We start from the raw sequence: 12,947 nt of genomic DNA, 5'->3' as shown, positions 1-12,947 counted from the left end.
TGTCTGCCGCCTGCCAGGGGCTTTGCCGGTTGACAGGCCTCGCCGAGCCATGGATTAGGCCCACGCGCGCAGGGCTGCCCGGCGTGGCGCACAATCTTTCTTACTCATTGACCGGCTGTTTCACCAACGGCAATTTTTCATTCCAGCCAAGGACTCTTCATGAGCGACACGCCCAACCCATCTGCCGCCAACGAGAACGGCCAGCAAGAAGACCCGCGCAAGGATTCGCTGATCGAGTATCCGAGCCAGTTCCCCATCAAGGTGATGGGCGTCAAGAATGAGCATCTGGTGCATGAAATCACCAAGATCGCCGAAAAATTCGACCCCAGCTTTGACGCCAGCACGGTGGAGCTGCGCCCCAGTTCTGGCGGCAACTACCTGGGCGTGACCATCACCATCACGGCCACCAGCCGCGAGCAGCTGGACGACACCTACCGCGCACTGACCTCTCACCCCCTGGTGAAGGTCGTGCTGTGAGCAACAGCCCGATTGCTTCCGCCTTGCAGCCTCCCGAAGCCATGGATCTGCGCTTTCTGGGGCACACCGGCTATGAAGCAACGGTGGTCGCGATGCAGGAGTTCACGCGCACTCGCAACCCGGCCACACGTGACGAATTATGGGTGTGCGAGCACTCACCCCACTTCACCCAGGGGTTGGCCGGCAAAGTTGAAAATGTTCTGAATCCCGGCGATATTCCCGTGGTGGCAACCAATCGCGGCGGCCAGGTGACCTATCACGGCCCCGGTCAGGTGGTGGCCTATCCGCTGCTGGATCTGCAGCGCATGGGCTACTTCGTCAAAGAGTATGTGTACCGGCTGGAAGATGCAGTGATCCGCACGCTGGACCATTTCGGCGTCACCGGCCACCGCGTGGCAGGTGCCCCCGGCATCTATGTGCGCCTGGACGATCCGCGCAGCCATGCCATGCTGGAGCAGCGACCGCAACACCGCGAGGCCGGCAGCCCGGCGCCCGAGCCGCATTTCGAGGGCCTGGGCAAGATTGCCGCCCTGGGCATCAAGGTCAGCCGCCACAGCACCTACCACGGAGTGGCACTCAATGTCGATATGGATTTGGAACCTTATTTGCGAATCAACCCTTGCGGATACGCAGGGCTGAGGACGGTGGACCTTTCTACAATCGGCGTACAGACAACCTGGGACGAGGCCGCATCCGTGCTGGGCCGCCAGCTGAAGGCGCGTCTCTCTCCCTGAAGGCAAGATCATGAGCACCAATGAAGTCGTGCGCGAAGCGCAGTCCGCCGAAAACTACAACCCGCTGGCCAAGCAGAAGGCTGCTGCCAAGCTGGCACGCATCCCCGTGAAGGTGGAGCAGGCCGAAGTCCTCAAAAAACCGGAATGGATCCGCGTCAAGGCCGGCAGCCCCAGCACGCGCTTCTACGAGATCAAGGACATTCTGCGCAAGAACAATCTGCACACGGTCTGCGAGGAAGCCAGCTGCCCGAATATCGGCGAATGCTTCGGCAAGGGCACGGCCACCTTCATGATCATGGGCGACAAGTGCACGCGCCGCTGCCCCTTCTGCGACGTGGGCCATGGCCGCCCCGATCCACTGGATGTGAACGAGCCGCTGAATCTGGCGCGCACCATTGCCGCGCTGCGCCTGAAGTACGTGGTGATCACCAGCGTGGACCGCGACGACCTGCGCGACGGTGGCTCGGGCCACTTCGTGGAATGCATCAAGAACATCCGCGAGCTCTCGCCCGAGACGCAGATCGAGATCCTGGTGCCCGACTTCCGCGGCCGTGACGACCGCGCACTGGAAATCCTCAAGTCGGCTCCGCCCGATGTGATGAACCACAATCTGGAAACCGCGCCGCGCCTGTACAAGGAAGCGCGCCCCGGCTCCGACTACCAGTTCAGCCTGAACCTGCTCAAGAAGTTCAAGGAACTGCACCCCGATGTGCCGACCAAGAGCGGCATCATGGTGGGCCTGGGCGAGACGGACGAGGAAATCCTGCAGGTGATGCGCGATATGCGCGCCCACAACATCGACATGCTGACCATCGGCCAGTACCTGGCGCCCACCAACAGCCACCTGCCCGTGCGCCGCTATGTGCACCCCGATACCTTCAAGATGTTCGAGCAAGAGGCCTACAAGATGGGCTTCACCCACGCCGCCGTCGGCGCCATGGTGCGCTCGAGCTACCATGCCGACCAGCAGGCACATGCTGCCGGCGTCTGAGCACCGAAGACAGCACTCACAAAAGCAGCCCCTGTGGCTGCTTTTTTTCATGCCCGGATGCGATGGGCAGTGCTGCGCGCTCCAGGATTTCCCCAAAAATAAAGCTCCTGAATAAGGAGCTTGATGCGCTTTTCCTGTAGCACTTACAAAGTCAATCCATAGCACAATCGTTGCATATCATGCGCCAAAAGCTATGAATTTTGAGTAACTCACTGTTTGCATCGAAAAAAACGCCTGGCTAACCGGCAAACCGCTGGCTGGCAAAAACGACTGCAGGCTGAACAGGCCCGACGAGTCGCCCCACGATGAAACTGAGCAATGCAGCACTGAATACCCCACCAGAGTCCTGCGCTGCAAGCCGGATGAATATTAACATCAAATGAGAATCAATATCAATTAATTTTCACTTCAGACAAAAAGAAATCTGTAAACACCTGTTTTGCAGCCATTTCGCAACCGTTGACACCTGCAATTACGGCGCCTGCCGGTTTCAGCAACACTGCAGCACCAGCCGCGCTCGGTCGAAGCGACGTGCGCGCAGGTCGTCGCGGCGCATCCACAGATAGACCTGGCCTCCATCACCCCAGCCCATGCCACCTTTTTCATCACTGCCGATCTGCAGCAGCAAAAGCCACTGCGTTGCAGTATGGCGCACAGCCAGCGTGGCATCGTCCGCGTAGGCATCGCCATTACCGCAGTAATGCCCCGCAGCCACCAGCGCGCATTCGGTCTGCATATCACCCTGGACAGGCGTGGGCCAGCCGCCGATGCGGTGGCAACCGCTGTCCTCACCACCGCTGCTGGCAGCGTTCTGTGCGCCATCAAACCACCATTCGACAAAGCGGTCACGCTGCTCTTCGTCAAGTGCCAGGCCCTGCGAACCCCACTGAGCGCTCTCCAGGGGCAGGGCCGTGACGCAGGCATGCAGTTCGCAGGCCATAGGAGCGAGCTGGCAGTGATCGGGCAGCTCTAGCAGCGCCGGCGGCTGCGGGCGCCGCTCGAGCGCGGCATCGCCCTCGGAGAAGATCAGCTTCAACCCGCAGGCATCGGCAGGATCGAAACCCCAGGGCTGCTCCATCAGGTCGTAGAAGACGGACAGCAGTCCGGACTCGGGGAAATCTGCATCCAGAGTCCCGGCGGAGCGGGCTTCGGCGAAGTTGATCTGCGCCACAAAGCTCAGCGGAAAAGTGCTTTCAAGCCTTGCGACGTGCTGCAAGGCCTCTTCGCGAAACAGCTGGACTTGCTCCGGCCTGGCCCATCGCCAGCGGCTGTCGGGAGCAACACTGTCTTCGCGATGGGGCTTCACCCGCTGCTCATGGTCCGGATAGCGTCCGCGCTCGGGCCAGGCCACACCGGCAGGCAGATCGGGACAGCCGCCAAATTTGGTGCTGCCGGACGCAATCTCCGCTTCATCCTCCACCACAGTGGTCTGCAACCACACGGCCGGCCTGGCTTGCTCAGCCAGTTGCTGCGCAAGTGCCGCATCTTCCAGCACCGGCTCGAGCGCGCGGGCAATTTCCTGCGAATCTGCGTAATTCATCCATCCCTTTCTGCCTGCCTCGATGTCGTTCCCCGGGTGCTTCAGGGCGCCAGCATCTGCGCCGGACATTCGCTGACCAGTACTTCACTGGCCCAGGGTGCAAGCTTGCCGGTGTCCGCACGCAGCACCTCCTGCTTCACCGCCAGAATCTGCGCGGGGTGCATGGAAAAGCTGCGCAGGCCCAGGCCCAAAAGCAGCCGGGTCATGCTCAGATCGCCCGCCATTTCGCCGCAAACGCAGACTTCCTTGCCTGCGGCATTGGCCGCTGCGATCACCTCGGCCACCAGGCGCAACACGGCCGGATGCATGGGGTCGTAGAGATGGGCCACGGTTTCGTCGGCCCGGTCGATGGCCAGCGTGTACTGGATCAGGTCGTTGGTGCCTATGGACAGAAAGTCGAAATATTGGAGAAAGCTGCGCACCGTCAGGGCGGCCGCCGGGATCTCGATCATGGCGCCCAGCTTGACCGGGCCGTAGGCGACGCCGCGCACATCGAGCTCATGCTGCGCCTGGCGCAGCTGGGCCAGGGTCTGCTCGATCTCGCTGCGATGGGCCAGCATGGGAAACAGCAGCTTGATCTGCCCATGCGCTGCCGCGCGCAGAATGGCGCGCAGCTGGGTACGGAACATGACGGGGTCGGCCAGACTCCAGCGTATGGCGCGCAGGCCCAGCGCGGGGTTGAGGTAGTAGTCCTTGGGCTGTGCCTTGTCCAGCGGCTTGTCGGCCCCCACGTCCAGCGTGCGGATGGTGACCGGCATGCCTTGCATGCCGTCTATGGCCTCGCGATAGGCGCGGTACTGCTCTTCCTCGCCGGGCAGATTGCCGCTGCGTCCCATGAACAGAAACTCGGTACGGAACAACCCCACCCCGACTGCGCCGGCACGCACGGCAGCAGCCCCGTCGCTGGGCTGCTCGATATTGGCCAGCAACTCCACCTTCTGCCCGTCCATGGTGAGGGACGGCGTGTAACGCAGACGGGTCAGGCGCTCGCGCTCCAGTTCAGTCTGGCGCTGGCGAAAGCTGTACTCCGCCAGGATGATGGGCGTGGGGTCCACGATGACCACGCCCTCGTTGCCGTCGATGATGACCCAGTCATCCTGACGAATCAGCTGGCTTGCAGCCCGCGCCCCAACCACGGCCGGAATGTCCATGCTGCGCGCGACGATGGCCGTGTGGCTGGTCTTGCCGCCCACGGCTGTGATGAAGCCCGCAAAGACCTTGCTCTTGAACTGCAGCATGTCCGCAGGCGACAGGTCTTGTGCCACCAGCACCAGCGGGGTTTCCGTGGTGACGTCAAGACGCAGCTGCTGCCCATCGGTTGCAGGCGCGGCGCCCGTCGGAGCCAAAGGTGGCGCAACCTGCGCAAGCGGACTGGCCGCGCCCTTCATGTGGCGCAGAATGCGCTCCACTACCTGCTCCAGATCGGCCTTGCGCTCGCGCAGGTACTCGTCGTCCATCTCGTCGAACTGGCGCGAGACGATTTCCAGCTGTGTGGTCAGCGCCCATTCGGCGTTGTACAGGCGCTCCGAGATCCAGTTGCGGATGGCCTCGGCCAGTGCCTGGTCCTGCAACAGCATCAGATGCACATCGAGCAGCGCATCCAGCTCGCCTGGCGCATCCTTGGGCATTTCCTCCTGAAGCCGGCGCAGCTCGTCAATCACCGCATTGCGTGCCGTGCGGGCACGCTGGATCTCCGACTCCACCTGATCGGGCCGGATGAAGTAATGCACCACCTCCATGCGACTGGAGGCCACAACGACCGCGCGCCCGATGGCAATCCCCCGGGAGACGGCCAGGCCGTGGATGGCAAATGTCATAGCGAATGCCCTTTCGCGAATTTCGCGATTGCTTTTTGCTTGCTTCTTGCTCTTGTTTTTGCAGCAGTCAGCGCCAACTATCGCTGCACTACAGCATCAAAACAGCTCTACTTTATTGACAGCAAGACCTTGCCCGCTATCAAAAGAGCTAACTGCCACCTCCGCGCGGTCAAGCCGCGGCACAGGTGAAACAGCTTTTACTGGCCTTCGCCAAACTTGTCGTTGATCAGGGCCACCAGCGCCTCCGTGGCCTCCTGCTCCTGCGCGCCGTCGGTTTCCAGCTCCAGCTCGGAGCCTATGCCTGCCGCCAGCATCATCACTCCCATGATGCTCTTGGCATTGACGCGGCGCTCGCCCTTGGTCAGCCAGACCTCGCAGGGGAAGCTGCCGGCGAGCTTGGTGAGTTTGGCCGATGCACGGGCATGCAGGCCCAATTTATTGCTGATGGTGATATTGGTCTTGATCATTGGAAGGTCGTGCGCTTTGATTTTGTCGAGAACTGCCGGCTACCTGCATCACCCCCTGGCTGCCGCCCACCATGGCCCGCGAAACCAGGGCATCCAGCGGCTCATGCCGATAGCCGATGGAGCGCAAAAGCATGGGCAGGTTCACGCCCGCCACCAGCCTGGCCTGCAACAGGCCCGTGAGACGCTGGGCCACATTGCATGGAGTGGCGCCAAACAGGTCGGTCAGCACCAGGGTCGGAGCATCCAGCCCGCCATGTGCCACCAGCATGGCCAGGGCGCGCTCCAGCGTGGCCTCGGGCGCCTCTTCGGAAGGCACGTCCAGGGCCAGCAAATCGTCAGCGCTATCGGCAAACACATGCAGGGCGCATTCGCGCAATGCAGCGGCCAAAGGAGCGTGAGTGAGCAAAAGAATGCGCGTGGTCATGTAGTCACAGTTCTTGAAAGCAAATTATGGCCTGTTGCTTCGATCAACAAGGGCAATGAGGTGGATGAAGCGCAAAGCTCATGATCTGGATGGGGGCTTATTGCAATTGCAGGCCTGAAAAAAACATCTCGGCCTCGGCAGGCCTGAGCTTGTCGGCATAGATCACGGCGTGATAGACCCTGGCACCACTGCCCTCCAGACGAGCAAACCACAGGCCATGCCCCACCACGTTCTGTCCGCTCGGGCCCTGGCCTTCGAACGTGATGCGCAGGGACTGCGGCAGATTCAGCACCCCCTTGGGCACCCATGGGCCGTCGCCCTTGGCATTGAGCCTTGCCGCGACGCCGCCTGCCGACTTCAGCTGTGCCAGCACCGCCTGCTGCCAGAATGTCAGAGCCTCGGCAGCACGCGCTGGCTCGGCCACGGCGAAATGCGATACCGCATAGGTCGCGCCCCGGGCCTCGCAGCCCACGACCGACAGTTGCACCTGACCCAGCCCCAGCTCTATCGGCCGGGCGGCTGTTTGCGCATCGCAGGGCAAGAGTGCTTGCAGCGGCGCATCCTTGAGCTGGGTGGTACGCCAGTTCAGCGCCGGGCTGCAGGCTGCCAGCAACAGCGCGCAACCGGCAAGCAAGTTCACGGCCCGGAGTCCGGTTTTCTTCATGACCCATTATCGGCAGCGGCACGGGCCCGAGCTGTCACACAAGCCTAGGGTTGACCCGTGGGTCAAGCAGTAAGAACTGAACTTTAGGCGGGTTTGACACACCAAACCACAGATCAGCAAGGTGCTGAAGATTTGTGCACAATCAATCTCTATGGCAAGCAAACATTGGATCGCAGGCATTGTGGCGGCCGCCGTCATCGGCGTCGGGGCCTGGGTGTATTCGGGCGCAGGGCAGACCACAGCCCCCCAATCCACCTTTGTGCTGCTGGACGGCAGCCAGAAAACCACCGCCGAGCTCAAAGGCAAGGTGACGCTGGTGAACTTCTGGGCCACCAGCTGCACCACCTGCGTGGCGGAAATGCCCGAGATCATCAGCACCTACCAGAAGTATCGGGACAAGGGCTTTGACACCCTGGCCGTGGCCATGAGCTACGACCCGCCCAGCTATGTCGTGAACTTCGTCGAATCGCGCAAGCTGCCCTTCCAGGTCGCGCTGGACAACACCGGCACCGTGGCCAAGGCCTGGGGCGATGTGCAGCTCACCCCTACCACCTTCATCGTCAACAAGCGCGGCGAGATCGTGAAGCGCTATATCGGCGCCCCCGACTTTGAGCAACTGCACAAGCTGATCGAGAAGCTGCTGGCCGAGCCGGCGAACGCCTGAGCTCATTCAAAAGCATAGCTGGCTGCGCATGCTGCTGCTGAATCTCAAGCTTCAATCCAGCTAAAATGAGCTACCAACAAGCGCAAGACGCTCATAAAAAACCGGCAATGCCGGTTTTTTTGCGTCTGTTTGATGCAGAACAGTCTTGGCTTACTTATTGCGGAAGCTGTCGTGGCAGCTCTTGCAGCTATTGGCGGCCGGGCCGAAAGCCGTCTTGAGATTGTCCAGATTGCCGGTCTTGGCGGCGGCGTTGAGCTTGACGACTTCTGCTTCCAGCTTGCCCGACAGGTCATGGAACTTGGCCTGCTCCTTCCACACCTCAGGCTTGGCCTTGCCGCCTTCGGTGCCGGCACCGAAGCCAGCCCAGGGCAGCTTGGACATGAAGGCCACGACCTCGGCGCTTTCCTGCGCGCTCTTGGCATCGAAGGGCATCTTGCCGTTGGCCATGGCGCCCAGACGGCTGAAATGCGTGCCCAACACGCTCAGGGCGCTCTGGCGGTATTTGATGGCATCTTCAGCCTTGGCGAACTGGGCCGAGGCAGGCAGGGCCACGGTGGCAACCACAGCAGCGAATGCCAGAGTGGAAAAAGCTTTCATCAGGGTATCCTTTCTTGGTTCTGCAGCCTGCCGCAGGCGGCTGCCTGACCAGTATGGCAGAGTCACCCAAAAGCCGCGATTTGGGCTTGCGGCCTTGCCAGGGCACAATGCCCGGGTCCATCAGCCATGAAAAAAGCCATGACAGAGTCCGTCGCACAAACCGCCACGAAAATCCACAGAGTTCGGATCTGGGATCTGCCCACCCGCCTGTTTCACTGGCTGTTGGCGATCTGCATCGTGGCCCTGGTCGTCACCGCCAAGATGGGCGGCAATGCCATGAATTGGCATCTGATACTGGGACAGGTGGTGCTGGCCTTGCTGGTCTTTCGCATTCTCTGGGGCCTGGTGGGCGGGTACTGGTCACGCTTTGGCAGCTTCATCCCCTCCGCAGCAGCCATGAAACGCTATCTCAGCGGCGCGTCGACCACGCAGGACCGCGCAGGCCACAACCCGCTGGGCTCGCTGTCGGTCATCGCAATGCTCATCGTTCTGATAGCGCAGATCGCCAGCGGACTGATGAGCGATGACGAAATTGCCTTCAGCGGCCCCCTGACCCGCTTTGTCTCGGGCGAGTTGATCTCCAAGGCCACCAACTACCACGCCCACTGGGGCCAGTACCTGGTTTACGCACTGGTCGCACTGCATCTGCTGGCCCTCATCGGCTACAGCCTCAAGGGCGACAAGCTGGTGCCCGCCATGGTGACGGGCGACAAATGCCTGACCGAACCTGTTGCCGCCAGCCGCGACACCGCTGCCACCCGCATGCTGGCTGTGCTACTGGCCGTGATGGCAAGCGCACTGTCCTGGTGGGTCCATCAACTGGGTCAGGGCGCTGCTTTCTGAGTTCTGACGACGCCGCCTGCGCTTTAACCATGAAGCGCACTTGCCGCTACACTGACCCTTCTTTCATCATCGCCTAGTTGCCGTGGACAAGCCTGCCGTGGACTTGCTGACGCCCAGCCTGGAGGAAATGGGTGCTGTGCGCCAGATCTTCCAAGAGTATGCGGACAGCCTGAACATCGACCTGGAATTTCAAGGATTCGAATCTGAACTCGCCGCCCTCCCTGGGGAATATGCTGCGCCCCGTGGACAGATTCTGCTGGCTCGCGTGGATGGCAGCATTGCGGGCTGCTGCGCGCTGCGCCCTCTGGACGACTCCGACTACCCCAATGCCGCCGAGATGAAGCGCCTGTTCGTGCGCAAGGCGTTTCGTGGCTTTGGCCTGGGGCGCCAACTGGCCGAAACCATGCTCGACATAGCCCGCCAGGCCGGCTATGACCATGTGCTGCTCGACACCCTGGACGACATGGAGTCTGCCCGCGCCCTCTATGTGGATCTGGGCTTCGAGTCGATCGAGCCCTACTATCACAACCCGCTTCCAGGGGCGCACTACCTCAAGGCGAACCTGTTCTGAGCCCCCTAATGCGAAAAAGGCATTGCCAGTTTGGCAATGCCTTTTTTCTGTGATGCCAAGCTGCCTTACGGCGAGAACATCATTCCCGCGCGCAGCAGCTCGGGACTTCACCCATCAAGCCTTGGCCTGAGCCAGCATGGTGTCGGCATCGCTGACTTCGAACTTGCCGGGGGCTTCCACGTTCAGGGTCGCGACCTTGCCGTCCTTGACCAGCATCGAGAAGCGATTGGCACGCAGGCCCAGGCCCTTGCCGTTCAGGTCCAGCGTCAGGCCGGTCGCCTTGGCAAAGGCCGCATCGCCGTCGGCAATCATGCGCACCTTGCCAGCCACCTTCTGATCGCGGCCCCAGGCGCCCATCACGAAAGCATCGTTCACGGCCAGGCACCAGATTTCATCGACGCCAGCAGCCTTGAGTTCTTCGGCCTTGGCCACATAGCCTGGCAGGTGCTTTTCGGAGCAGGTGGGCGTGAATGCACCGGGCACGGCAAACACGGCAATAGTCTTGCCGGCCAGAGCTTCGGGCAGCTTCACGGGGTTGGGGCCGAGGCTGCAGCCATTGCCTTCCACTTCCACATATTCCATCAAGGTCACTGCGGGCAGGGCATCACCAACTTTAATCATGACTATCTCCTTTGTTGCAAAGCAAGGACCGCGTTCTTGGCGGCCCAAATAAAAAAACGACCCACAGCATTGTGGGTCGTTTTCAAGGGCTTTGCAGCCGGCGGGCCTGGTTAGGCTTACACCAGGGCAGCCTTTTGAACCAAGCGGGTAGCAACCCAGTTCTTGGTCTTGGAGAGAGGACGGCTCTCGGTGATTTCAACCACGTCACCCAGCTTGTACTCACCTTGCTCGTCGTGAGCGTGGTACTTGCTCGACTTGATCATGATCTTGTCGTAGATGGGGTGCTTGACGCGGCGTTCCACCAGAACGGTCACGGTCTTGGCACGCTTGTCGCTGACCACCTTGCCAATCAAGGTGCGCTTGAGGGATGTTTTAGCTTCCGTCATGTCGGCTCCTTACTTGGCGGCTTGCTTTTCAGCAAGGATGGTCTTGGCACGAGCGATGTCACGGCGTGTAGCCTTGATGGTCGCAGTGTTGCCCAGTTGTTGCGTGGCCTTTTGCATGCGCAGACCGAAGTGAGCCTTTTGCAGGGACTTCACTTCAGCTTCCAGACCAGCCACGTCTTTTTGGCGGAGTTCAGCAGATTTCGTCATGTTGATCTCCTTAAGCACCAATGTGACGGGACACGAAGGTCGTGCGCAGAGGCAGCTTTGCAGCAGCCAGGCGGAACGCTTCACGGGCCAGCTCTTCAGGCACACCCACGATTTCGTAGATCACCTTGCCGGGCTGGATTTCGGCCACGTAGTACTCGGGATTGCCCTTACCGTTACCCATACGCACTTCGGCGGGCTTGGTAGAGATGGGCTTGTCCGGGAACACGCGGATCCAGATACGACCACCACGCTTGACGTGACGGGAAATTGCACGACGTGCAGCTTCGATCTGGCGTGCGGTCAGACGACCACGGTCAGTAGACTTCAAACCGAAATCGCCGAAGGCAACGGAGTTGCCACGGGTAGCGATGCCGGTGTTGCGGCCTTTTTGTTCCTTACGGAACTTGCGGCGTGCAGGTTGCAGCATGTTTATTCTCCTTTACCGTCCGCTGCTGTAGCGGGCGCGTCGGCCTTACGAACGCGCTTAACGGAATCAGCACCAGCGCCAGCAGGCTTGTCGCTGCCATCGGCAGGAGCGGCATTGGTGCCTGCGGGACGACGGCCACCACGGCCAGCGCCATCACGGCCATCACGGCGACCGTCACGACGGGGACCACGGGGACGACGCTCGTCTTCAGGACGGGGCGTTTCCACGGCGGGCAGATCGTTACGGCCCAGGGTGTCACCCTTGTAGACCCAGACCTTCACGCCGATGATGCCGTAAGTCGTCTTGGCTTCGGAGAAGCCGTAGTCGATGTCGGCACGCAGAGTGTGCAGAGGCACGCGGCCTTCGCGGTACCACTCGGTACGAGCGATTTCGATACCGTTCAGACGACCGGAAGACATGATCTTGATGCCTTGAGCACCCAGACGCATGGCGTTCTGCATGGCACGCTTCATGGCGCGGCGGAACATGATGCGCTTTTCCAGCTGTTGGCAGATGGAGTCAGCGATCAGCTTGGCATCGATTTCGGGCTTGCGCACTTCTTCGATGTTCACAGCCACGGGCACGCCCAGGCGAGCAGCGAGTTCCTTCTTCAGGGCCTCGATGTCTTCACCCTTCTTGCCGATCACCACGCCCGGACGAGCCGAGAAAATGGTGATACGGGCGTTCTTGGCAGGACGCTCGATCAGAACGCGAGCCACGGCAGCGTTCTTCAGCTTGGCCTTCAGGTACTCGCGCACCTTGATGTCTTCGGCCAGCATGCCGGCGAAGTCACGGTTGCTAGCGTACCAGCGGCTTGCCCAGTTGCGGCTCACCGCCAGACGGAAGCCGGTAGGATGGATTTTCTGTCCCATATTCTTCCTTAAGGCCTCAGTTACCCACTGTCACGTAGATGTGGCAGGTAGGCTTGCTGATGCGGTTGCCGCGGCCCTTGGCGCGAGCAGTGAAACGCTTGAGCGTAGTGCCTTGCTCGACGTAGATGGTCTTGACCTTCAGTTCGTCGATATCGGCGCCGTCGTTGTGCTCAGCGTTGGCGATAGCGGATTCCAGAACCTTCTTCACGATCACGGCAGCTTTTTTCTGCGTGAACTGGAGAATGTTCAGAGCTTGATCCACCTTCTTGCCGCGGATCAGATCCGCGACCAGGCGACCCTTGTCAACAGACAGGCGGACGCCACGGAGAACAGCACGTGTTTCAGACATGTTCTATTCCTTACTTCTTGGCTTTCTTGTCCGCAGGGTGACCCTTGAAGGTACGAGTCAGCGCGAATTCACCCAGCTTGTGGCCGACCATCTGGTCAGTCACATAAACCGGCACGTGTTGCTTGCCGTTGTGCACGGCAATGGTCAGACCGATGAACTCGGGCAGGACCATGGAGCGACGCGACCAGGTCTTCACTGGCTTCTTGTCCTTGGTGGCGATGGCCTTTTCGACCTTGGCCAGCAAGTGATGGTCAACAAACGGACCCTTTTTAAGAGAACGAGTCATTTGCTACCCC

Annotated in this window: 19 protein-coding genes; 6 read left to right on the top strand and 13 right to left on the bottom strand. The window is 60.8% G+C overall.

Annotated elements, in window-relative coordinates; all coding sequences use genetic code 11:
- The first annotated feature begins 159 nt into the window (after positions 1–159).
- From F0P97_RS01795 to lipA, 3 genes are read left to right on the top strand one after another with little or no spacing between them, the layout of a single operon-like run.
- On the top strand, positions 160–477 hold the full coding sequence (locus tag F0P97_RS01795; RefSeq protein ID WP_003065410.1) for a YbeD family protein: 318 nt from the start codon (positions 160–162) through the stop codon (positions 475–477).
- Between the two features lie 41 nt (positions 478–518).
- Positions 519–1,211, top strand: coding sequence for a lipoyl(octanoyl) transferase LipB (gene lipB / locus F0P97_RS01790; protein WP_182287073.1), 693 nt, complete (start codon positions 519–521; stop codon positions 1,209–1,211).
- A 10-nt stretch (positions 1,212–1,221) separates the two neighbouring features.
- Positions 1,222–2,202 (top strand): lipoyl synthase, encoded by a 981-nt coding sequence (lipA, locus tag F0P97_RS01785; protein WP_003059385.1) that lies wholly within the window; start codon positions 1,222–1,224, stop codon positions 2,200–2,202.
- A gap of 490 nt (positions 2,203–2,692) precedes the next feature.
- Here lipA and F0P97_RS01780 read toward each other — a convergent pair whose 3' ends face one another.
- The 5 genes from F0P97_RS01780 to F0P97_RS01760 form a co-directional block, all read right to left on the bottom strand.
- A complete protein-coding gene (locus tag F0P97_RS01780; protein WP_182285392.1) occupies positions 2,693–3,742 on the bottom strand; it encodes a YwqG family protein in 1,050 nt (349 codons plus the stop codon).
- A gap of 41 nt (positions 3,743–3,783) precedes the next feature.
- Positions 3,784–5,559 carry a phosphoenolpyruvate--protein phosphotransferase gene (ptsP, locus tag F0P97_RS01775; protein WP_182285391.1) on the bottom strand — a complete coding sequence of 592 codons (1,776 nt, stop codon included), beginning with the start codon at positions 5,557–5,559 and terminating at the stop codon, positions 3,784–3,786.
- Between the two features lie 197 nt (positions 5,560–5,756).
- Positions 5,757–6,026, bottom strand: coding sequence for an HPr family phosphocarrier protein (locus F0P97_RS01770; protein ID WP_182285390.1), 270 nt, complete (start codon positions 6,024–6,026; stop codon positions 5,757–5,759).
- Positions 5,995–6,450, bottom strand: coding sequence for a PTS sugar transporter subunit IIA (locus tag F0P97_RS01765; protein WP_034359049.1), 456 nt, complete (start codon positions 6,448–6,450; stop codon positions 5,995–5,997). Before F0P97_RS01765 ends, F0P97_RS01770 begins: the two co-directional genes overlap by 32 nt.
- Before the next feature lie 97 nt (positions 6,451–6,547).
- A complete protein-coding gene (locus tag F0P97_RS01760) occupies positions 6,548–7,114 on the bottom strand; it encodes a hypothetical protein (RefSeq protein ID WP_182285389.1) in 567 nt (188 codons plus the stop codon).
- Positions 7,115–7,265: 151 nt separating this feature from the next.
- On the opposite strand from F0P97_RS01760, the gene F0P97_RS01755 reads away from it, so the two are divergent.
- On the top strand, positions 7,266–7,778 hold the full coding sequence (locus tag F0P97_RS01755) for a TlpA disulfide reductase family protein (RefSeq protein WP_182285388.1): 513 nt from the start codon (positions 7,266–7,268) through the stop codon (positions 7,776–7,778).
- 150 nt (positions 7,779–7,928) lie between these two features.
- Here the strand turns inward: F0P97_RS01755 and F0P97_RS01750 are convergent, their stop codons facing one another.
- Positions 7,929–8,375, bottom strand: a complete 447-nt coding sequence (locus F0P97_RS01750) for a c-type cytochrome (protein ID WP_182285387.1) — start codon at positions 8,373–8,375, stop codon at positions 7,929–7,931.
- Between the two features lie 138 nt (positions 8,376–8,513).
- Between F0P97_RS01750 and F0P97_RS01745 the strand changes: the two genes are divergently transcribed.
- Both F0P97_RS01745 and F0P97_RS01740 read left to right on the top strand, forming a co-directional pair.
- The gene (locus tag F0P97_RS01745) at positions 8,514–9,218 is read left to right on the top strand and encodes a cytochrome b/b6 domain-containing protein (RefSeq protein WP_182285386.1); all 705 of its coding nucleotides are present in this window, start codon (positions 8,514–8,516) and stop codon (positions 9,216–9,218) included.
- 82 nt (positions 9,219–9,300) lie between these two features.
- Positions 9,301–9,789: a GNAT family N-acetyltransferase gene (locus F0P97_RS01740; protein WP_182285385.1), complete on the top strand. Its 489-nt coding sequence runs from the start codon at positions 9,301–9,303 to the stop codon at positions 9,787–9,789.
- Positions 9,790–9,903: 114 nt separating this feature from the next.
- On the opposite strand, the gene F0P97_RS01735 is transcribed toward F0P97_RS01740, so the two are convergent.
- The 7 genes from F0P97_RS01735 to rpsS form a co-directional block, all read right to left on the bottom strand.
- Positions 9,904–10,410, bottom strand: a complete 507-nt coding sequence (locus tag F0P97_RS01735) for a peroxiredoxin (protein WP_182285384.1) — start codon at positions 10,408–10,410, stop codon at positions 9,904–9,906.
- 116 nt (positions 10,411–10,526) lie between these two features.
- Positions 10,527–10,796 (bottom strand): 30S ribosomal protein S17, encoded by a 270-nt coding sequence (gene rpsQ, locus F0P97_RS01730; protein ID WP_003059401.1) that lies wholly within the window; start codon positions 10,794–10,796, stop codon positions 10,527–10,529.
- Between the two features lie 9 nt (positions 10,797–10,805).
- On the bottom strand, positions 10,806–11,003 hold the full coding sequence (gene rpmC / locus F0P97_RS01725; RefSeq protein ID WP_003059403.1) for a 50S ribosomal protein L29: 198 nt from the start codon (positions 11,001–11,003) through the stop codon (positions 10,806–10,808).
- A gap of 10 nt (positions 11,004–11,013) precedes the next feature.
- Positions 11,014–11,430 carry a 50S ribosomal protein L16 gene (rplP, locus tag F0P97_RS01720; protein WP_003059405.1) on the bottom strand — a complete coding sequence of 139 codons (417 nt, stop codon included), beginning with the start codon at positions 11,428–11,430 and terminating at the stop codon, positions 11,014–11,016.
- Between the two features lie 2 nt (positions 11,431–11,432).
- On the bottom strand, positions 11,433–12,302 hold the full coding sequence (rpsC, locus tag F0P97_RS01715) for a 30S ribosomal protein S3 (protein ID WP_003059406.1): 870 nt from the start codon (positions 12,300–12,302) through the stop codon (positions 11,433–11,435).
- Between the two features lie 16 nt (positions 12,303–12,318).
- Positions 12,319–12,651 (bottom strand): 50S ribosomal protein L22, encoded by a 333-nt coding sequence (gene rplV / locus F0P97_RS01710; RefSeq protein ID WP_003059408.1) that lies wholly within the window; start codon positions 12,649–12,651, stop codon positions 12,319–12,321.
- 10 nt (positions 12,652–12,661) lie between these two features.
- A complete protein-coding gene (rpsS, locus tag F0P97_RS01705; RefSeq protein ID WP_003059413.1) occupies positions 12,662–12,937 on the bottom strand; it encodes a 30S ribosomal protein S19 in 276 nt (91 codons plus the stop codon).
- Positions 12,938–12,947: the final 10 nt, after the last annotated feature.

This window comes from Comamonas testosteroni, assembly GCF_014076415.1.
In the GTDB taxonomy this organism is placed as follows: Bacteria; Pseudomonadota; Gammaproteobacteria; order Burkholderiales; family Burkholderiaceae_C; genus Comamonas; species Comamonas testosteroni_F.
The sequence above is the reverse complement of the archived record's forward strand: the minus strand, read 5'-3'. Positions and strand labels throughout refer to the sequence as shown.